At 42.5% G+C, this 20,436-nt stretch carries 15 protein-coding genes and 1 pseudogene; 5 read left to right on the top strand and 11 right to left on the bottom strand.

Translation table 11 applies throughout. The features are described 5' to 3' along the window. Positions 1-129 precede the first annotated feature (129 nt). Complete coding sequence (locus DFO72_RS08080) at positions 130-1,335, bottom strand: NAD(P)-dependent malic enzyme (RefSeq protein WP_113884045.1); 1,206 nt, start codon at positions 1,333-1,335, stop codon at positions 130-132. A gap of 142 nt (positions 1,336-1,477) precedes the next feature. Between DFO72_RS08080 and DFO72_RS08085 the strand changes: the two genes are divergently transcribed. After that, positions 1,478-2,371 carry a LysR family transcriptional regulator gene (locus tag DFO72_RS08085; protein ID WP_113884046.1) on the top strand — a complete coding sequence of 298 codons (894 nt, stop codon included), beginning with the start codon at positions 1,478-1,480 and terminating at the stop codon, positions 2,369-2,371. Positions 2,372-2,421: 50 nt separating this feature from the next. Here the strand turns inward: DFO72_RS08085 and DFO72_RS08090 are convergent, their stop codons facing one another. Next, positions 2,422-3,126, bottom strand: coding sequence for a gamma-glutamyl-gamma-aminobutyrate hydrolase family protein (locus tag DFO72_RS08090; RefSeq protein WP_113884047.1), 705 nt, complete (start codon positions 3,124-3,126; stop codon positions 2,422-2,424). Positions 3,127-3,259: 133 nt separating this feature from the next. After that, positions 3,260-4,909 (bottom strand): catalase, encoded by a 1,650-nt coding sequence (locus DFO72_RS08095; RefSeq protein WP_113884048.1) that lies wholly within the window; start codon positions 4,907-4,909, stop codon positions 3,260-3,262. Between the two features lie 236 nt (positions 4,910-5,145). On the opposite strand from DFO72_RS08095, the gene DFO72_RS30380 reads away from it, so the two are divergent. From DFO72_RS30380 to DFO72_RS08105, 3 genes are all read left to right on the top strand, one after another. Further along, entirely contained in the window at positions 5,146-5,271 is a 126-nt protein-coding gene (locus tag DFO72_RS30380) for a hypothetical protein (protein WP_258549827.1), read from the top strand. A 116-nt stretch (positions 5,272-5,387) separates the two neighbouring features. Beyond that, entirely contained in the window at positions 5,388-6,344 is a 957-nt protein-coding gene (locus DFO72_RS08100; protein WP_113884049.1) for a nucleoside hydrolase, read from the top strand. A gap of 389 nt (positions 6,345-6,733) precedes the next feature. Further along, the gene (locus tag DFO72_RS08105) at positions 6,734-7,363 is read left to right on the top strand and encodes a hypothetical protein (RefSeq protein ID WP_113884050.1); all 630 of its coding nucleotides are present in this window, start codon (positions 6,734-6,736) and stop codon (positions 7,361-7,363) included. Between the two features lie 42 nt (positions 7,364-7,405). On the opposite strand, the gene DFO72_RS08110 is transcribed toward DFO72_RS08105, so the two are convergent. Continuing rightward, positions 7,406-8,191, bottom strand: a complete 786-nt coding sequence (locus DFO72_RS08110) for a glucose-1-dehydrogenase (protein WP_113884051.1) — start codon at positions 8,189-8,191, stop codon at positions 7,406-7,408. Between the two features lie 19 nt (positions 8,192-8,210). Further along, on the bottom strand, positions 8,211-9,065 hold the full coding sequence (locus DFO72_RS08115; protein ID WP_113884052.1) for a GRP family sugar transporter: 855 nt from the start codon (positions 9,063-9,065) through the stop codon (positions 8,211-8,213). Between the two features lie 294 nt (positions 9,066-9,359). Here DFO72_RS08115 and sstT point away from each other — a divergent pair, with 294 nt between their 5' ends. Further along, the gene (gene sstT, locus DFO72_RS08120) at positions 9,360-10,592 is read left to right on the top strand and encodes a serine/threonine transporter SstT (RefSeq protein WP_113884053.1); all 1,233 of its coding nucleotides are present in this window, start codon (positions 9,360-9,362) and stop codon (positions 10,590-10,592) included. 116 nt (positions 10,593-10,708) lie between these two features. On the opposite strand, the gene DFO72_RS08125 is transcribed toward sstT, so the two are convergent. From DFO72_RS08125 to DFO72_RS08150, 6 genes and pseudogenes are all read right to left on the bottom strand, one after another. After that, entirely contained in the window at positions 10,709-11,104 is a 396-nt protein-coding gene (locus DFO72_RS08125) for a VOC family protein (RefSeq protein ID WP_113884054.1), read from the bottom strand. Positions 11,105-11,723: 619 nt separating this feature from the next. Continuing rightward, positions 11,724-13,175: an SLC13 family permease gene (locus DFO72_RS08130; protein WP_113884055.1), complete on the bottom strand. Its 1,452-nt coding sequence runs from the start codon at positions 13,173-13,175 to the stop codon at positions 11,724-11,726. A 1-nt stretch (position 13,176) separates the two neighbouring features. Then, a pseudogene (locus DFO72_RS08135) lies at positions 13,177-14,298 on the bottom strand (glycerate kinase family protein). A gap of 289 nt (positions 14,299-14,587) precedes the next feature. Continuing rightward, complete coding sequence (locus DFO72_RS08140; protein ID WP_113884056.1) at positions 14,588-15,010, bottom strand: SRPBCC family protein; 423 nt, start codon at positions 15,008-15,010, stop codon at positions 14,588-14,590. Positions 15,011-15,034: 24 nt separating this feature from the next. Continuing rightward, the gene (locus DFO72_RS08145; protein WP_113884057.1) at positions 15,035-15,811 is read right to left on the bottom strand and encodes an SRPBCC domain-containing protein; all 777 of its coding nucleotides are present in this window, start codon (positions 15,809-15,811) and stop codon (positions 15,035-15,037) included. 221 nt (positions 15,812-16,032) lie between these two features. Continuing rightward, positions 16,033-20,421: a TIM-barrel domain-containing protein gene (locus DFO72_RS08150; protein ID WP_113884058.1), complete on the bottom strand. Its 4,389-nt coding sequence runs from the start codon at positions 20,419-20,421 to the stop codon at positions 16,033-16,035. Positions 20,422-20,436: the final 15 nt, after the last annotated feature.

Raw genomic sequence — 20,436 nt, forward strand, 5'->3', positions numbered from 1 at the left:
AAGTTACTTTATCCGTCTTCTATTTGATAGGATGCTAGTTGTTTAGAATTCCTCGAGGAGAAACTGATCAAAGTAATTCATTTTCTGATTGATACGATAATTGAACATGCTTCCTCTGGTAAATTTAAGCTATTTGCTTAATGTAGGACTTTTCAGGATCTCGATGCGTGCTACGCCTGTTTCCTGTGCTGCCTTAACAACGGCATCCCTTACAGCCGGAACAACTCGGCTGTCGAGTGGTCCTGGTATTACATAATCCGGTGATAAGTCTGCAGCGTCGATTAATCCGGCGATGGCTTCGACAGCTGCCATCTTCATTTCTTCATTAATTTCAGTAGCCCTTACGTCCAAAGCTCCTCTGAAAATCCCCGGGAATGCGAGGACATTGTTCACCTGGTTAGGCAAATCAGATCGTCCTGTTCCTACCACTATAGCCCCTGCCTCCTTCGCCTCTTCCGGCATGATTTCTGGAACCGGATTTGCCATGGCGAAAATAATGGAATCCTGATTCATTGTCTGGACCATTTCCTTTGTTAAAGCTCCTGCAGATGAAACCCCGATGAACACATCAGCGCCGATTATAACCTCTTCAAGCGGTCCCTGGCGTTTATCCTGATTGGTGATTTTCGCCACAGACTCTTTCACAGGGTTCATTCGCTCCTGCCTTCCTTCATAAATCGCTCCCTTTGTATCGCACATGATGATATTTTTAACACCCATATTGAGGAGCAGTTTGATAATCGCGATTCCTGCGGCACCTGCCCCATTGATAACAATTTTTATTTTATCCATTTGTTTATCAACAAGCTTTAAAGCGTTTTTTAAACCGGCAGCCGTTACGATTGCTGTTCCATGCTGGTCATCATGAAAGACGGGAATATTCATTTCCTGCTTAAGGCGTTCTTCAATGTAAAAGCAATTAGGTGCCGCGATATCTTCCAGGTTGATGCCGCCAAAGGAAGGCTGCAGCAGCTTGACTGTTTTAATAATTTCTTCGGGATCCTTCGTATCAAGGCAAATCGGAACGGCATCAATTCCTGCAAAAGCTTTAAATAGTGCAGCCTTCCCCTCCATGACGGGCATAGAGGCTTCAGGGCCAATATCGCCAAGCCCCAGCACCGATGTTCCGTCAGAGACAACGGCGATTAAATTGCCTTTTATTGTATAATCATAGACTTTCTCAGGCTTGTCATGAATTTTTCGGCACGGCTCTGCTACTCCTGGGGAATAGGCTAAACTTAAATCCTTCATGCTGTTCAGCGGCATTTTCACATCAATTGATAACTTCCCTTGAAACTTCTCATGAAGCAATAAAGATTCTTTCTGCAGATCCATCTTAACCATCTCCCCAAATTGAATATTGTCAATTTTCAGTATTATATTGTTGTAGATTATTATATAATGAGTGGTATCCATAAATGAAATACATATAAACTATAATCATTATGCCTTTTGGTTATATGAAGGGGTGATATCTTTGGATATACGGCATTTGGAATACTTTGCTGAAGTAGCTCACCACTTAAGCTTCACAAAAGCATCCCAGACCCTGCATGTCACCCAGCCGTCCATCAGCAAAGCCATAAAAAACCTCGAAGGCGAACTGGGAGTGCCGCTTTTTTACCGGTCATCGAAGCAGCTTGAATTAACGGATGCGGGAAAAGCGGTGCTGATCAATGCAAAGAAAGTGCTGGAGGCATTTAAAAACCTGGCTTTGGAGTTAACAGATGTTACGGAGCTGAAGAGCGGTGAAATCAAAATTGGCATCCCTCCTATTGTAGGAGCAGCTTTTTTTTCAAAGCTCATCAGCCAATATAAAGAAAAATTCCCATTGATCGAAATTAAATTAACAGAGGTTGGCACAAAGAAAATAAAAAAGGGAGTAGACGATGGAACATTGGATATTGGTCTTATTTGCACAGTGCCTGCACAAGGCAGCAGCTTTGAAATTATTAATGTTTTAAAGGACCCCTTAATGCTCATTGTTCACCGAGAACATCCGCTGGCATCAAAAAGTGAGGTGCACTTTTCACATTTGGCAAATGAGCCCTTTATACTCTACCGGAAAGATTTCACCCTTTACGACCTGATTATTGAGGAATGCTCGAAAAGCGGATTTCAGCCCAATATCGTCTGTGAAAGCTCACAAAAGGACTTCCTGCTGGGGATGGTTGAAGGAAAACTGGGGATCACTATGCTGCCAAGTAAAATCTGTCAGAATATAAACTGCCAGGACCTCGTTGTTCTGCCTATCTCTGAATCTGCTGTAAATTTGGAGCTCGGGATGATTTGGAAAAAGGATAAGTACTTATCGTTTGCGGTGCGGGAGTTTATCGGCGGTGCGGAGAATTTTTTAGAGAAAGGAATTTAAAAAGGGCCGTCGCAAAAATGGAAAATGCGACGGTTTTTTACCTTTTGGTTTTATTGTCTGCAAGCCTTTATAAATGCCTCAAAAATAGCTATGGATGGGTCATCATTCTTTTGTGTCATGCATTCAGGGTGCCACTGTACCCCTAATACAAAGCTATGATTATTACTCTCAAATGCCTCAATGACTCCATCATTTGCTTCGGCACAGACTTCAAAGTTTTCGGGCATCTTGCGGACAGCCTGATGATGATAGCTGTTTACTTTAAAACTTTGCGCACCAGTGGCTCTGTGCAGAAGAGAATTTCTTTTTACATTCACAAAGTGGGACGCATGCCACCGGGGTGCTTTTTGGGCATGCTGCAAAAGAGGGACTCCCATCTGGGAGTAGATGTCCTGATACATATCACCTCCAGCAGCAATACTGAGGATTTGGCAGCCCCTGCATATGGCTAAAATCGGTTTATCAAGAACCAGCATTTTTTGAATAATGCGAATTTCAAACGTGTCTCTTTCCGGACAGATGCTTCCCAGATTTTGATGGGGTTCTTCACCAAATAGGGTGGGATCGATGTCCCCTCCACCCGTAAGAAGCAGCCCATCCAGCTCTTCAGCTAATTTTTCAATTTTGTCATCTTCCAGAAGATTAGGCACAACAACCGGAACGGCCCCAGCGTTTAATAATGAATGGATATTATCCATTGAAACGGAAAGCTGCAAGTCATCTAAATTTGATGTAACCCCTATGATTGGTTTCATTCGGCACCTCTGGCTATATAGTTTAGGAGATTATTCTACAAAACCGGGAAGAAGTCCTACCTGCCTGCATTTAAAATTGTAAAAAACGAAAACAAAAAAAGCTGCCCATCTTCTGGACAGCTCTAGCTTCATATTAATATGGATCCGTTTCGCGGCTTTTCTCAACAGCTTCCTTTGCTGCCTGGTTCTCAGCGATCGAACCCTGGCCATATTTTGATCTTCCAGCGTCACGGCCAGGCACTTGCTCTTCCCCGCTCATTGCCAGCAATTCTTTCATTACTTTCTCGGTTCCTTCCTTCACGCGGCGGCCATAATCTTCATCAGCCTGTGTGAAATGCTCAAACATAGCATCCTGGATACGTTTGTCACATACCGCGAGTGCTTCAGATAGGTTTTTGATTAATTCATCGCGCTCCCAATCTTCAAAGCTCCGGTAGGTATGGCCTGCCTGACCATAATTATTTGGACGATCGATAGGTGCGCTCATGGCTGCAGCATTATAGGTTGGCCGATGCGGTGTGCGCCCTTCTTCAGGTGCTTCCTTGAAGCCGCCCTTCATCGATGGCTCATAGTTAATATGCGGATTTTCTCCCGATTCTTTAGGGTCACGTGTATCCATTTGGCCGCGCTGCTGGTTTGTGCGCACAGGTGCTTTTGGCGCGTTTACCGGCAATTTCAGATAGTTTGCCCCTACGCGATAGCGCTGTGTATCGGAATAAGAGAAAGTCCGGCCCTGCAGCATCTTATCATCGGAAAAATCCATTCCGTCAACAAGTACCCCTGTTCCAAATGCAGCCTGCTCAATATCTGCATGGTAATCCACTGGATTGCGATCTAGCACCATTCGTCCAACAGGCAGCCAAGGAAACTTATCTTCCGGCCATAGCTTCGTATCATCAAGGGGATCAAAATCAAGTTCTGGATGATAATCATCCTCCATAATCTGCACAAAAAGCTCCCATTCCGGATAATCTCCCCGTTTAATCGACTCAAATAAATCCTGTGTGGCATGACCGACATTTTTCGCCTGAATTTCGTTTGCCTCTTCCTGTGTCAGATTGCGGATGCCCTGTTTCGGCTCCCAGTGATATTTCACCAGTACCGCTTCCCCTTTTTCATTCACCCATTTATACGTATTGACTCCGGAGCCTTGCATATGACGGTATGTAGCGGGAATTCCCCAAGGTGAAAACAGGAATGTAATCATATGTGTGGCCTCAGGTGTCCGGGACACAAAGTCAAACATCCTCTCAGGATTTGACACATTTGAAACAGGATCTGGCTTGAATGCGTGAATCATATCAGGGAATTTCATAGCATCCCGAATAAAGAAAATTTTTAGGTTATTCCCCACTAAATCCCAGTTTCCATCCTCGGTGTACATTTTTACCGCAAAGCCGCGCGGATCACGGGCAGTTTCGGGTGAATCTTTTGCTCCTGCTACAGTAGAAAAGCGTACCATCAATGGCGTCTTCTTTCCTGCACCGGAAAAAACCTTTGCGCGTGTATACTTTTCGACCGGTTCATCCCCAACTTTTCCGTATGTCTCAAAGTAACCGAATGCCCCTGCGCCTCTTGCGTGCACCACACGCTCCGGTACCTCTTCCCTGTCAAAATGGGAGATCTTCTCAATGAAATGGTAATTCTCCAAGGTCGCTGGTCCCCGATTGCCTATCGTGCGGATGTTTTGGTTATCAGTTACAGGGTGCCCCTGCCGAGTCGTCAAGGTCTCACGCTTTACTTCTTGATCATTTTCTGGATTCATATCTTTGTTCTCTGCCACATTCAAACCTCCTTAAAGTGAATGACCATATTTTTCCTCTTTTCCAGAAAAATATTCCCGATTTTACCATGAGTGTTATGTATTGGAGATGTTTCCAAAATAAAAATACTGCCGATGTTATCATACCCTGTAAAATGGAAATGAAACCATTATCCTTAAAAGCTCTTCTTTGAATTCGTTGGAATAATGTTCACCCCTTTGTTTAAAAATACTCATGTCCAAAGGGAGGTGTAGACGTGCCGAACCTAAATGATAACAAGTTCAAGAAAATTCAATCGGAAAGCCAGAAGCAGGGTAAAACATATGAAGAATATGCTGCAGAACTGGAAGCGAACAAAATGAAGGCTCAGAAAAGAAAATAGAAAAGAAGACCCGCGCTTTTCCCTTCAGTTTTTTAGGGAAAGGGCGCTTTTTATTTTCAGCCCTTTCTTTATCAACATATTAAAAGTCTTTAATGAATATTTTTGTATAAGCAAATATGGGAGGGGTTCAATTGGTAAAGAGAAAAACAAAAAAGATTTTATTATTTTGTGACCCTGGAATTGACGATTCCTTAGCGATCATTTATACATTGCTGGATCCATATCTTGAACTGGTCGGACTTGTTACAAGCTATGGGAATGTAACTGAGGACCAGGCTACAGCCAATGCTTATTATCTGCTTGATCTGGCTGGACAAAAAAATGTTCCTATTATTCCTGGTGCTGCTCAACCTGTTCAGCAGGAAAAAGTCACGTACTACCCGGATATCCATGGAGCCGAAGGCCTTGGGCCTATCCAGCCCCCATCAGATATGAAATATCAAACCTATCCATTTGATACAATACGTATCCTTATTGAAAAGTATCAAAAAGATTTGATTATTGTTGATACCGGAAGATCAACCAGCTTGGCGACAGCCTTTATACTCTTTGACGAACAGATTAAACAAGTGGGGGCTTTTTATATCATGGGCGGTGCTTTCTTTGTTCCCGGGAACGTTACACCCCTTGCAGAAGCAAACTTTTATGGTGATCCTGCTTCTTCCAATTACGTCTGTAAATTTGCCAATAACCTAACGATTACCCCTTTAAATGTAACAGGATTCGCCTTATTGACCATGGAAACAGTGGAATATGTAACAAATACTGTTGCGAACCCTTTCACTTCGTTATTAAAACCTATATTCGAGTACTATTATAAGGCTTATCAGAAGCTGGTTCCCGGCATTCAAGGAGCACCTATTCACGATCTGCTTACCATCATGATCATCAATAATCCTGCTATAGCAGAATACATTTATTACGACGTAAGTGTCATAGATGGAACTGTAGAGGGAAAGGGTCTATCATACATTGATATCCGGCCAGGAAGTCAGAAGGGAAAGACAAGAATAGCCGTTAAACTTGACTATGAAGGCTTTATCAACGAGTTTATCAGTGTTATGCTTGCTTAAAATTAATGATAGTCTACCGCCGCTTGTCCAGCTGATTGCCTTAGCTGATTTGTATGTCCCTCCTGCAGGTCCGGATCCCTCAGGTATTGAATAGATAAACTCCAGAATTATTGGTAAACCCAATTTCTGCTGCCAGGATTTTGTCCAGCATGATTGTACCATCATTTAATAATTTGTCCGCACCCCGTTCATAGTTTGTTAACATTTACGTATTACAATAAATTTGTACCGAAACATCATACAGCCCTTTTTCTTTACCCCTTCAGGTCCGGCCCTCATTGAGAGGCCGGATTTTTTTATTTATATCTTTCACCCTCCAAAAAATTTGAGCACTCTCCTTGCTACTATTTTCCTTGTAGAGATCAAAATAACTAACTGGAGGAATCAATATGAAACATGGGAAATTGGTAAAATTGGCTGTGGCAGGTTTGGTGTCTGTATTGTTTTTAACTGCGTGCGGTGAAACCGAAGATGTATCAACCAAAAGCAAAACAGAAGAAAATGGCGAGGAGCAAAGTGCGAAGCCTGAGGAGAAGAAAGGTGATTCCAAGATCGGCTCCCGCTCCAATCCTATAAAAATAAATGAGATGGCTGCGATTGAAACGGTCACCTACGATAATTCATCAAATGAATATAAAACAATAATCGAGCTGTCAGTGGAAGAGGTCCTACGCGGACAGGATGCACAGCAAAAACTGAAGAAAATGAATGAGTTTAACGAGAATGCACCGGAAGGGTATGAATGGGTTCTTGTAAAAAGCAAAGTAAAGGTTGCCGACTCTGAAACAGAAGACCATCCATTCACCATCGATGGAATCATGAACTTTAAATTTGTCAGTGAGAACGGCGATATATACAGCGGCGATACTGTCGCTACAGCAGAACCTGATTTTTCTTTTGAAATGTATAAAGGAAACGAGAAGGAAGGGTATATAGCAGGTTTAGTAAAAACAGGCGAGGATGCCAAAATGGAGTATGATTCCTGGGTTGGAAATACAGTGTTTTTTGATTTGAAATAAAACTTCAAAGCCCCTCTCATTATTGAGAAGGGCTTTTTTCCATCATCCTTTTCCCGCCTGGAATCCGGGATATTGTGTCATGCCCCCGTCAGCGTATAATGTCAATCCGGTAACATAGCTAGCTTCTTTGGAAGCCAGCCACACTGCACAAGCTGCGATTTCTTCGGGCTTGCCGATGTAGCCCATAGGAATGAGCTCAAGGACACCTTTTTTCAATTCAGGATCTGAGAATTTTTCAGCATTAATCGGTGTATCGATAGCACCGGGGGCAATGCAGTTCACCCTGATCCCGTGCGGAGCAAATTCAAGAGCAAGAGTCTCAGTCATCAATTTAACCCCGCCTTTGCTTGCGGCATAGTGAACAAAATGGGGCCAGGGAATTTCCTGATGAACAGATGACATATTAATGATCGAGCCTTTTATTTTGTTTTCCAGCATATAATCAATAGCTTCCCTGCAGCCTAGAAATTGTCCAGTCAAATTCGTTGAAATAACTTTATTCCAATCCTCCAGGGTGAGTTCTTCAGATGGGACTTCATTTTCGATTCCCGCGTTATTGATCATAACATCGAGAGAATCAAACGTTTTAATTGTATGGGCTATTATTCCTTTAATATCCTCTTCCTTTGTAACATCCCCCTGGATGGCAGAGGCTATTCCGCCTGCTTTTTCAATTGTTTCTATGATACCCTGTACCTCCTGTTCCTCATTGAAATAATTGATGACTACCTTCGCTTTTTCAGCACCGAATCGCTCAGCCATTGCCTTCCCGAGCCCGGTCGCTCCGCCGGTAATAAGAACAACTTTCCCTTCAAGACTTGGATACATAAGATCCGCTCCCTTATTTTTATTTTTTCGTAAAGCCCAGCAAAACTCCCCCTGCGATAATAAACAAACAGCCCAGGAGAACCATAAACACCTGTTTTTTGCTTTTGCGTTCATTTAAAAAGAAAAGCCCGCCAATGGTCGATATTACAATTCCGGTCTGGGAAAGTGAAAAGCTGGTGGAAACGCCGATTTTCGGCAGTGAAAGCAGCAATCCCAGATTCCCAGTGCTCCAAATCAGGCCCGTAATGATATTCCTTATAGCAAATTTGTTATATGGCTTGCGGCGCAGAGTTATGAGGAATGCTCCTGTTACCATTCCAATTGCCTGCGGCAGAATCGCAGACCAGCCGTCAACATTAAACCAGCGGATTAAAACGACATAGCCCACAAAACCTGCCGTCGATAAAAGCAGTACAAGCAATCCTTTCTTGAGACTTTTTCCCCGTTCCTTGTCATCCCCCTGTTTCAGAGAAGTCAGAACGGCACCGGCAATAATGCAGACCAAAGAGGTAACCCCGATGATAATGCTCATCCTTGTTTCCCATTCTTTAAAAATGAATACCCCAAAGAAAGTTGTTCCAATAAGCTGCAGACCTGTGGACATCGGAGCTGTCTTGGCAACCCCTAAATAGCGGACTGCCCCAAACTGATTTTTCTGCCCGATCGACCAGAACAACCCAGAAATAAAGCCGACTGCCCATACGATATTGGACAAATCCGGCCTCTTGAAAAGATAGACAGCGATGGCAAATATCAGGGCTCCTATTGTCGTACCAAGTGTCTGGCTGTCCTCGTCCCCGCCAAGCTTGTTGCTGACAAATACAATGCTGCCCCAGGAAACCGCTGCTATGAGGGCTAGTAGAATTCCTGTCATGGTGTGTACCTCATCTTTCAATTTTATGTACAATTTTAGATTGCGGCTATAGAAAGGCTCATATTCCACAAGCGAAAAAAGTATTGAATTATTTATTATCTTTCCACAAAAATAAACCAGTGAAACCAATAGCATCAGCAATCTATCTTTATAAAAGCTGTTTGACAGATATTTCAATATAATAATTTATCGCACAATTTATAATATTTGTGTTAAACTAACAAATATCACTGTCAAATAACAGTGAAAAGCAATTATTCTCTTTTATATAATAATCACTTCGGAGGGAATTCTATGAAAAACGCAATCAGCAAGTGGAACCAAATAAGCCTGGTCAAAAGAATTCTGCTGGGCATTATCGCAGGTGTCGCCCTGGCTTTGACCATCCCTAAAGCAGCGGGATGGATCACTATCTTCGGCACGCTTTTTGTAGGCGCATTAAAAGCTGTAGCGCCGGTATTGGTATTTTTCCTGGTAATGCACGCCATTTCCAAGCATAGAAGCGGCCATAAGACGAATATGAAATCTATTATCGCCCTTTATGGCTTAAGTACTTTTCTTGCTGGATTTGTCGCAGTAGTTGCTAGCTTTATTTTTCCGGTTACCCTGTCACTTGCTCCCGGAGCTCAGGATGTAACACCTCCTGGAGGGATAGCAGAAGTTCTTAAAACTCTCCTGACTAACGTAGTGGACAACCCGGTCAATGCACTGATCAATGGCAACTATATCGGTATTCTGACTTGGGCGATCCTCCTCGGCATTGCTTTAAGAAAAGCTGCTGATACAACAAAAAACATGCTCGCAAACTTCTCAGATGCCATCTCGACTCTAGTGAAATGGGTGATTAGCTTCGCCCCAATCGGAATTATGGGTCTAGTGTTTGATGCGATAGTCACCAATGGTCTTTCAGCATTGCTTGATTACGGAAAACTGCTTGCAATCCTTCTGGGTTCCATGTTCTTTATTGCTCTTGTTGTGAATCCGCTCATCGTATTCTTAAATATTCGCAGGAACCCATATCCTCTAGTATTTAAATGCCTGAGAGAAAGCGGAATTACAGCATTCTTTACGCGAAGCTCGGCAGCGAACATTCCTGTAAATATGAGCTTATGCGAAAAGCTTGGGCTGGATGAAGATACTTATTCCGTATCCATCCCATTAGGCGCAACGGTTAACATGGCAGGTGCAGCTGTTACGATTTCTATTCTGACTCTTGCAGCTGTCCATACACTTGGCATTCAAGTGGACTTTGCAACTGCCCTTATTCTTAGCTTATTAGCAGCAGTATCTGCCGCAGGTGCTTCAGGTGTTGCAGGCGGTTCCCTTCTTCTCATCCCTTTAGCAGCCAGCTTATTCGGTATACCGAATGACATCGCGATGCAGGTTGTAGGTGTAGGATTCATCATTGGGGTTCTTCAGGATTCTTGTGAAACGGCCCTTAACTCGTCTTCAGATGTTCTATTTACCGCAACTGCTGAATATGCAAAGAAACGCAAAGAAGGAAAAATTGTGAAAATCAGTGCCTGATAACTAAATAAAGGAGTCAGTCATTTGACTGGCTCCTCAACAAAAAAGCCCTCTCGATGGAGAAGGCTTTTTTCAATTATGTATTTTTCCATTTGATGCTATAAGTTTAGATAGACTTACTTGGCATTTGCATCCGGCTGGTGAATTCCGAAAATATTCCCTTCTGTATCCTTATAGTAACCCTGCCAAGCCATTCCAGGAAGAGCATACTTCGGCAATGCGACAGTGCCGCCATTCTCAATGATTCTGGCTTCAGCTGCATCATAGTCCTCCACACCCATCGTGCAGGCATATCCGTTTAACGCTTGATTAGCTTCTGGAGGAGGTCCCTGCCTTTGCATCAGAGCTCCGTTAATGCCCAGCTCTTCTTCATTTCCAGTCACTGCTCCATAATAAGGCATTCCGGCATACTCACTCCAATCCTGAAATGACCATCCGAATACTTCGCCATAAAACTTCTTGGCGCGCTCCATGTCGTCCACATGAACTTCAAAATGCACTAATCTGCCCATAGTCTCCTCCTTCGAATTACGTAATCGCTTACAAATCTATTATAATGCTTATGGAAAAAAGTACAAGGCGTCTTCTTATCCTCCTATTGCTCTTGCTGAATTCCTTTTTTCTGAAAATAAACAAAAAGATCCGTTTACCAAAATTAATACGGGTGATTCAGAGATATAGGTTAGATACAAGTGAAAATAGACGGTTCCTATTTGCAGGATAAACAGTTCAAATAGGAAAAAGGCATACGCTAGAAACATAGCAATCAAAATTTATTTTTAAACATCATTGGCATAAAATCAAATACAGCACCGGAACTAAAGCAAGTAACGCTCTCTGATGGTATCAGTGCAGGTAACGTTTTCCTCTCCTGTATAAACCCGACACGATTACAAGTTGATAATAAGAAGCGAACCAAAATCTCATACACTGCTCCTCCTTGGGTCTATACTGCCCCGCCAAAGAGAGGAGAAGAAGAAAATTCACACCTTCCTCTTCCACATTTTTAGTTAAAATTTTTTAGCCATAATCATATAGAGGGCATCTGTTGAAAAGAGCTTTCTTGTTACAATCAGCCCTGCTAGTTTAATTGCTTCTTCCATTTGACATGAAGCAATTTTAGGATTTCAGTCAATATAGACTCATCCCCGTCCATTGCCAATAAGTACAATAGAAAATAACAGCAATGGAAATGTACAGCGGCATTAGGATAGCACTTAACCTGGCTAAAATACCTGCATCATAACTTAATTCATCATCTTCATAAAAAAGGAGCAGTGCCTTAGAACTTACTGGAAAAGTGATGCAATAGTTCATGCCTATTAAACTGATAAAGACGGCTGCGTGCGGATTCATTCCCATTGACTGGCTAAACAGAATGATACCTGGAACCAAAACAATGGCCCTTGTTGTATGGGATGTAATGTATAAATGGCTGGTGACGGTGATGATAAGAATCACTGCTGCCATAATCCAATCCGGAGCATCAGTGAAGATTTGAAGGAAGCCTGTAATCTTTCCTTCCATCCAATCGGCCACACCATTTACAACAAGAATTTTTCCTAGTGCGGCAGCGGCTGCAACAAAAAGAATCAAATTCCAAGAAACTGCTTTAACCCCCTGTTTCCAGGTAATTACCCCAATTTTCGGCATGGTCAGCGCAATTGCCCCAATCATGGAAACAAATGCAAGATCATATCCATGGAAACTATCAGTCATCCATCCTATGATCAGAAGAGAAACCATTATTAGAGTTTTAATTTCCGCTCCTGTAAGCATTCGAGCTCGCGTATCCTGTATATTAGGTATAACAGGTGATTCTTCCAAATCCTTATCGCCCCTCATCATCCGCTTAACGGCTATTGAGCTCACGATTGTCATAAACAATGCAAAAGGCAGCCCCCACATTAGCCACTGCAAATAGGAGATGGATTGGCCAGCCGCAGTTTCCAAAAGCCCAACACCAATAACATGGGAACCAGCACCAATAAGTGCAGCCGATGTACTCATTAAAATGACGATAGGCAATGTGATTGTAAGAATTTTTTTCTCTTTTGCTGTCAGCCTGCTTGCCAGATGAATGATGAGCGGCCTTGCCATGGCAGCTCGGGCGGATGTTGAAGGAATAATAAAAACAGAAGCGAAAAGAAAGGATATCATACCCCTTCTCAGCTTTGCCGGCGTCCGGCTTTTTCCTAGGGTAAACTGAATGAACCGTTCGGTTAAACCTGATTGTTCAACAGCCTCCCCAATGATAAATGCCCCGACCATCAGCCATACCACTTCCTCCGAAAGGGACAGGTATAATAGCTCCTGGCTCGCTCCTTTCATTAAAATGATGAATACTACACTGGCAAGTGCAATGAATCCAGCAGGGAGTTTTGTTGAAACCCATAGTGTCACAGCGGAGAGAAAAAAGAAAATCGATAACTTTGCTTTATAATCAACCCCATCAACGAAGGCAATCATCAGAAAAAAGATGACATGGGCGCTGATTATGGCCAGGCTTCTCCCGGAAATACGGTCTATAAGCATAAATGATGGATGGCCGGATTGCCCATGCTTTTCCATTCTAGTCTGCATATTAGACAGCCCCTTCATTGATCCGGCTTCTGGAGGCCATTTTATAGCCAATGTCCACTTGCCGCATGACTGATTCTGTACTGTCCTCAATCCACTGAGGAGCATACAGAATTGCTTTTTCCAGAGATGTCGGCTTTGGAATAATGCTTAAAAAAGCATCAATGCCGGCATCATAATTCAATGATGCCCCTTTTCCAACCGTACCTGTGATGGCTATGACGGGTATATCGTATTTTTTGGCAATTCGGGCGACCTCAGTCGGTATTTTTCCATTTGGAGTCTGGAAATCGATGCTCCCTTCCGCTGTCAGCACGATGTCAGCGGTAGCAATTTTTTCCTCTATTTTTATGTATTTTCTTATAAGGCTGAAACGTGGATGAAGCACTGCGCCAGCAAATGCAGCCAAACCTGCCCCGAGCCCCCCTGAGGCACCGCTTCCCTCGAGGTATCTGACATCAAACCTATAACTTTCTTCTATAAGATTCGCATAGTGCTCCATTGCTTCAGATAATATTATTACCTGCTCTTTGGTTGCACCCTTTTACGGGCCAAATATCCTCGCTACTCCATTGTTCCCGCATAAAACATTTTTCCAATTGCAGGCCACGTCAATTTCTATTTGTCTGACTCGCTTGTCCATGCCTGAGTCATCGATTTGCATTATTCTTAATAAATCAGCACCTCCCTTTATTTCGGCCACATTCCCATCACCATCCAAAAATCGGACACCAAGTGCCTGAGCCATCCCTGCCCCCCCATCTGAAGTGCCGGAGTCGCCGCAGCCGATCAAAATACGGTCAGCTCCAAAATCCAAAGCAGCAAGTATCAGTTCCCCTACCCCATAAGTAGTCGTCAGTAAAGGATTGCGCTCCTGCAGCGGAACATGCTTCAGACCTGCCACTGCAGCCATCTCGATAACAGCAGTCTTTTCACCATTCTCTGCAAAAATGCCGAAATGGGCATTTACCTTTTTGCCGACAGGACCGGTCGCATCCACGTAAATCAAATGTCCGCCTTTTAATCTCTTAATGGTTTTAGCAAACCCTTCTCCGCCATCAATCATAGGAATTATTTCAATGTTTAAAATATCATTAAAAAATGATGAGAATGGTGCTGCCCTTATCTGCTAAAAGGAGCATCTCCTATAAATTCAGTTTTATAAAAAAGGGGAACATAACCAAAATAAGCCGCCCTAAATAGGGCGGCTTATTTTGGTTTGATAGGGATTGGACGGTTTAATAATTGCGAATTGAATAATGAGGCATTAGTGTCGCCATACGCATGCTTTAAGGTGAAAACTGCAGCTTATTAATAAGGTGCCTAGCACTTTAAACAGCCTTTTTAAAGCTGCATAGGGCATACACCTCATGTAAACTCACAGAAAAACCTTCCTGCCGGATGGATGATAAAAATTATTTTTCAAGTATGGCTTTGATTTTTTTCAAATCCTTCATATTTGCTCTTCTCATCATCGGTTCCATCAATGGAGACATGACCTTATTAAAGCCTTTTGGGTTTCCTTTATTTCTTAATGTCATGCGGGTATGATTCTCTTCGATCGCTTGCCATGTATAGATAGTCTCCATTGGAAATGGACCATTTGCAGTTTTCATTACCAATATTTCATCTGGAATATAATCAGTAATTTCGTAAACATAAGCAAGTTCCCGGCCAAGAAACTTCGCTCTAAAAGCAATCTGTGATCCTAGTTGAAGCGGTTTTGGTGTCTTCCACTCAACAGCATGTATATTGACATACCATTCAGGAGCATGATCGGGATTTGAAGCATACTCTGACACTTGTGAAACAGGACAATTAATTGTTATTTCTGTGATTACATACCATCTTGTCCTCCAGAATTAGTTAGATTCTACGTATTTTTTTAGCAGGGTTCCAAGCAGGTATTCCCATCCCTTGGAATGCTCCTCTTCCCATTGCTCCTGAATAACACCAGACGCTGTATGGGAAAGCTGCAGCAGCGTCCCTTCTTCTTTCTCAAGAAGACGATACGTATAGGCACTATTTACCGCTCCATGCATGCCAAGATGGCCGTGCAGCCTTATTTCTTCAGGAGCATTCACATAGTATACATTCCCCCAGACTGCGCCTTCTTTTTCACCCCATTTTTCGGTAAATTGTCCGCCTGGAACAGGCTCAAACGTAAAGTGGGATGTTACTCCTTTTGGAGCTATGCGAAACTCCCACCACTCTTCCACCTTTTCGGTTAATGCCCTAAATACCTCATCTCGTGGTGCATCAAGAAATATCTCCTGTTCAATGCGAAACTCCTTTGCTGAATCCATCGGTTTGTCTCCTCCTTTATCTTGAACGGCCCTCCGTAAATTCAACAGCGAGCTGGCTGCGGATTGCATGTATTTACCTACCCAGCGCTCATGCATTTCCTGAAGGGGCACTGCATTAAGAAAATGCATTTTATATTTTCCTTCTCTCCGCACCAAAACTAAATGGCCTTCCTCTAAAATTTTTAGATGCTTCATAATGGCATACCTTGTGACTTCAGGAAAGTGCTCGTTTAGTTCTCCGGTCGTTCTTGGCGATATTTTAAGAATATCGAGAATTTCCCTGCGGATTGGATGTCCCAGTGCCTTAAAAACGGTGGATAGCTCGTCGCTCATTACATCGGCCCTTTCGTTATGAATGAAAGTTTAACACGTGACCAAACGGTAACATGTTTCACGTGACCTTATGGTAACATCTTGATCATTACCAGTCAAGATAACCATGAAAAACTCACTCTATCTAAATCCGTTGTTACTTATTAATTGATTTCTAAAAATCCTAACGAAGAAAGCCATGGAACTATCCATGGCTTTCTTTAATTCCTTTATAATTGCTCTCAATTGGCACCGTTTCTCTTCCAGATTTGCACTTCTGCAACCGAAAGCATAAGCGGTCCACTATGAGATTCTTCAAATATAACTTTGACTTTAACCATTTTTTTGCCTGATGGAATTTGAGTATGTTCAGCTAAATCGTAGGTTACAGATTTATCGCTTGACCCGACTTCCCTTCTGCCCAAATCATACTCATTCCCCTCTTCATCATAAGCTTTTGCAAGGAGAACTTTGATTTTCCCATTGGTATAAAGCGGTCTGTTAAATACTTCAAATCTGGTAAGTTCTGCAGGACTTTTAAAGCTGAAATCAACCTCTAATGGAAGAGAAATACCATCGGCTTCCGTAATGCTCCACTTTAGCTCCGCCAGGGAAGATTCACTTATTTCACCGTCAATTAACCGCAGGAAGGCTTCGGCCCCGTCCTGCATTTTATCTGCTTCACCAGAAACGGCGATATCCCGTGCGGTCAAAAGCAGTTCCTTCGGCTCTTCCGGCTGTTCGACTTCACCAGGCTCTTCTCCAGGCTTTAAAACCTGACCAATTTCATCGATGGTATCAAAGCTTGTATTCACAAGCAATGATCTCGTAATCGGTATATCAAACTCTAAATCTTTCTTCGCTTTTAGCTTAATGGCTGCCAGAGTTGATGTGCCTTCTAACGTTTCAAGAGAGCCTTTGTTTGAAAAAGCAGCCATAATTCGTTGCTTATCATTGCCTATTCCAGCAAGAATTGAATAATTCAGCATATTTTCGGTAGAGTTAGAGGAGTTGGCAATTCTCCCGCCACAATCAGATCCTTCTAAACACTCTTTTACAACTTCATACTTATTTGGATCAATTTCAAGTTCAAGATTGAAAGCATTAATATCCTTCATCCCTGCACCTATTATCTCTACTGTAAACTCTTCCCCTGCTTTTAATTGCTGCTTATCAGGCCGAATGCTCAGCAGTCCTGCTGCAGGACGCTTAGTCGGCTGGAGCTCTGTCTCACCAAGCTGTCCTGCTACATACATTAAATCATATGAATCAATCACGCCATTATAGTTAATATCAACTTTGGACACCTGATCCCAAGAAGTATCTGTGGTGTCCACACCCATATAACTGGCAAAGAAAAGCAGATCCTCTTCGTCGATGGCACCATTAGGTATGTTTTCACCGACTACAATTCCTTCAGTTTTATCCTTTTTGTAAGGCCTGAATTCCTGTGCAGATCCGAATTTCCCCACAGCATCCTTAATCGTTAATTTGATATACCGTGCAGTTACCTCTTCGTTGAATTGAATCGTTTTTGTCTCATTGCTCCTAATAAAAGTCCCATCGCTAATCACATTTTTGTATGTCTTACCATCAAGGCTGACATCCAGGTCATACTTAAGAATTGTTCCGTTCCCTGCATCCGGTCTAGGTACATACTCCAGCTTATCTAATTGATAGGCAAGCTTCATATCAATCTCAAACGTATGAGGAAGAACGTTTCCTGACCCCCAAGCTGTATGCCATTGTGTTTTCTCATCTCCGTCTACTGCTCTTGATGCCTCGCTCCCAGGCTGATTGCTCGAGGCACTGGCTGTCATATTCTTCGGAACGTTCCTGAATCGATCAAGCTTAGTTTTTACAGTTATTTCATCACTCCAGTCTGATGCACCCTTTGTATTTACTGCCCGTATACTATACCTGTATTCTGTGTCAAAATTTAGATCATCGTGCTCGAAAAACGGGTTCTCATTTTCTTTTTCCAAATAAACATTTTTGTATATCATTCCATTTATTTTAAGGTCATAGGAAAGATTCTCACCTTCAACTTTAGTCCAGTTAAGTTTTATGCTTTTATCTGTAATATTTTCATCTGCGGCTCTGAGTCCAGAAGGCACATCAGGTACTTCTATATCTTTTACTTCTTTCTCTTGCGTGTTGTTAAATCCATTTACCGTAAGCATCACTTGATTCTTGGTTATATCTGTTTTCGCAATCTTTACAAATAACTTTGGTGCAGTAGTTACCTTTGTTTTGGCGAACTCAGAGTTTTCCGTTGAATATTTATTAAGATCCGGACTTTCATTGTAGAAATAAACATTTTCCGAGCGCCTGTATTCTTCCTCTGTTAAAGCTTTTCGCAATTTAATATTTTTGCCGCCAACCTTTACAGTTACAGATTCAGGCTGCTTTCGTGTATTAACGAGGACCTCGGTTCCTCTTTCCTTGACCATTCCTTTGTAGCCTTTTCCTTTAGCTTTGTGAACGGTAATTTTCACTTTATCATTTGCTGCGACAGATGAAATCTTGGTTTTTGAATTCTTCCCAGATTTGTAGTCAGTTGTTTTACCATCATCCTCATAAAGAGTAAATTCAGATTTCCCTGCTGGATATATATCAAAAATTCGATTCTCAGATCCATCCAGCTCATTAATCGAGTTGTTTTCAGGAGCCAATGGGATGATTGCTCCATTTTTCACGAAGACCGGTGTCTTCCACAATGGGGCGTCAAAGTTATTTAAAACTGCTCCGCCCTGATACTGCTCACCCGTAAAATAATCAATCCAAACCTGTTCAGAATCCGGTAAGTAGATCCCGTTTCTTACGCCAGCCGCATGATCCTTTTCATTGTAGACAGGCGCTATCAGCAAATTAGGCCCCCACATATATTGATACTGTGTATCAGTGCTATACGTAAATGGATCTTCCGGATACTCCAGCATCATTCCCCGGACAGAAGGCATAGAAGTGGAAGTGGATTCTTCTGCAATTGTATAAATGTAAGGCATCATTTGGGCTTTTAGCTTCAGATACATGCGGTTTATGGAAGTATAAGGTTCTCCATAATTCCACGGATTTTTGGATTTGCTGTAATCGTTTCCGGATGACACCCATCCATCCATATCAATTTGAATTGGCGAGAAAGCCTTCCATTGAAAATCTCTTGTCTGGATGACCGGATCTCCTCCGAAAATACCATCCATATCCGATCCAACATTCGGATTGCCGGATAATCCCGCTCCAATGTATGTTGGGATATGCATGCGAATGTATTCCCACTCCCCTCCATACTGGTCACCAGACCAAAGGGTAGCATAACGCTGGGTGCCTGCCCATCCATCGAGACTAATCACAAACGGGCGCGCTCCGCCTGAGTTTTCCTGCTTTTCAATTCCTTCAGCAGCCTGGCGTGTTGCGTTAAGTGCCATGGAATAGCCCTGTCCTACCCATGCAACATCCGTTTTAACAGCTCTTACTCCAGCCTTCACTTCACCATCAAGATCCCTGCGCAATGGGCTATCCTCAGGCAGGCTTGGGTCTGGGTATAAATTGCTTTGTGTCCAGAGGCCAACTTCAACCTCTTTCTCATTTGCTTCATCCGCAAATTTCTCTAAATTCTCTAATCCACCATAGCCGCAGCCATAACCGTCATTCGGCAAAAACCAGCCGAGCGGCATATCCTTCGCCACATATTGATTTAATGTATCTAAGCCTTTGCCAAGGAGGGTTCTCTGGTCTTTATGGCCGTTGTGAGTGCCATTAAAGCAATCTGCGTGCCCTAAATAAAACGCATATTCCGGCATTAATGCTGCTTCTCCAGTCAGCTCGGTATATTCGTTAATAATTTCCGGAATGGAGTCTTCAACAAAATAATAGGCGTCAAATCTATTTTCCTCATGTGAAAAAGTTGCATTTTTAGAAAAGTCATAGACACCTGGCTTAAACGTATTTCTCATCACTCCATATCCTTCAGTGCTCAAGTAGAACGGAACAGGGCTTGATGCTGCACCTGCATCCCATCCACCTCCGATGGAGATATTAATTTTATTATTTTTGTGAGAGTAGTAGCCGTTTTGCTGTCCTCCACCGTAAAAGTATTCATCATCTTTTGTATTAAGTGTCTGAACTGCTCTATTCGCTTCAAGAGAAAGCGGCTCCTTCTCACTCCAGATAACCTTGTTATTATGTTTATTAATCAGGCTCATTTTGGAGTCCGTTTTGGAGATTTTTAGTTCCAATATCTTTGTATATATCCTATAAAAATCGGAATCTTCTTTTACCTTTACGTTTACAGTTCCATATTCTTTTTGGTAGTCGTTTTTATCTTTATCCACGATTTTAGTCACATGGTCAGGCTTGTTAGGTGTTGGGTATTCAGGAAATTCACTGCTCGGATCCAGGTGAAGCCTGAAAACATTGTCTTTTAGAAAGCTTAATTTAATTCCTTGTCCAGAAGAGAAATCAAGATAAATATCACTGCCTTCTTTTTGTATCCCGCTAACTTTGCCGATGGAAGAAGTATCTGAATTTTCTTCAGCATTAGCTGCACTGACTGGAATAAGCGATATGACCAGTAGGAATGAAAGAAATATTGAGGCAAATCTTTTCAGTTTATTTCGCTTTCTTAACAATATCCGGCACCTCCG

It is taken from the genome of Cytobacillus oceanisediminis, assembly GCF_004366035.1.
Taxonomy (GTDB): Bacteria; Bacillota; Bacilli; order Bacillales; family Cytobacillaceae; genus Cytobacillus; species Cytobacillus oceanisediminis_C.

What these genes read in the sequence shown, in the direction of transcription:
- DFO72_RS08080 (WP_113884045.1), bottom strand. Translation starts at nt 1,335, where the DNA reads ATGGATCTGCAGAAAGAATCTTTATTGCTTCATGAGAAGTTTCAAGGG.
- DFO72_RS08090 (WP_113884047.1), bottom strand. Translation starts at nt 3,126, where the DNA reads ATGAAACCAATCATAGGGGTTACATCAAATTTAGATGACTTGCAGCTT.
- DFO72_RS08100 (WP_113884049.1), top strand. Translation starts at nt 5,388, where the DNA reads ATGGGAGGGGTTCAATTGGTAAAGAGAAAAACAAAAAAGATTTTATTA.
- DFO72_RS08105 (WP_113884050.1), top strand. Translation starts at nt 6,734, where the DNA reads ATGAAACATGGGAAATTGGTAAAATTGGCTGTGGCAGGTTTGGTGTCT.
- DFO72_RS08110 (WP_113884051.1), bottom strand. Translation starts at nt 8,191, where the DNA reads ATGTATCCAAGTCTTGAAGGGAAAGTTGTTCTTATTACCGGCGGAGCG.
- DFO72_RS08115 (WP_113884052.1), bottom strand. Translation starts at nt 9,065, where the DNA reads ATGACAGGAATTCTACTAGCCCTCATAGCAGCGGTTTCCTGGGGCAGC.
- sstT (WP_113884053.1), top strand. Translation starts at nt 9,360, where the DNA reads ATGAAAAACGCAATCAGCAAGTGGAACCAAATAAGCCTGGTCAAAAGA.
- DFO72_RS08125 (WP_113884054.1), bottom strand. Translation starts at nt 11,104, where the DNA reads ATGGGCAGATTAGTGCATTTTGAAGTTCATGTGGACGACATGGAGCGC.
- DFO72_RS08130 (WP_113884055.1), bottom strand. Translation starts at nt 13,175, where the DNA reads ATGCAGACTAGAATGGAAAAGCATGGGCAATCCGGCCATCCATCATTT.
- DFO72_RS08145 (WP_113884057.1), bottom strand. Translation starts at nt 15,811, where the DNA reads ATGAGCGACGAGCTATCCACCGTTTTTAAGGCACTGGGACATCCAATC.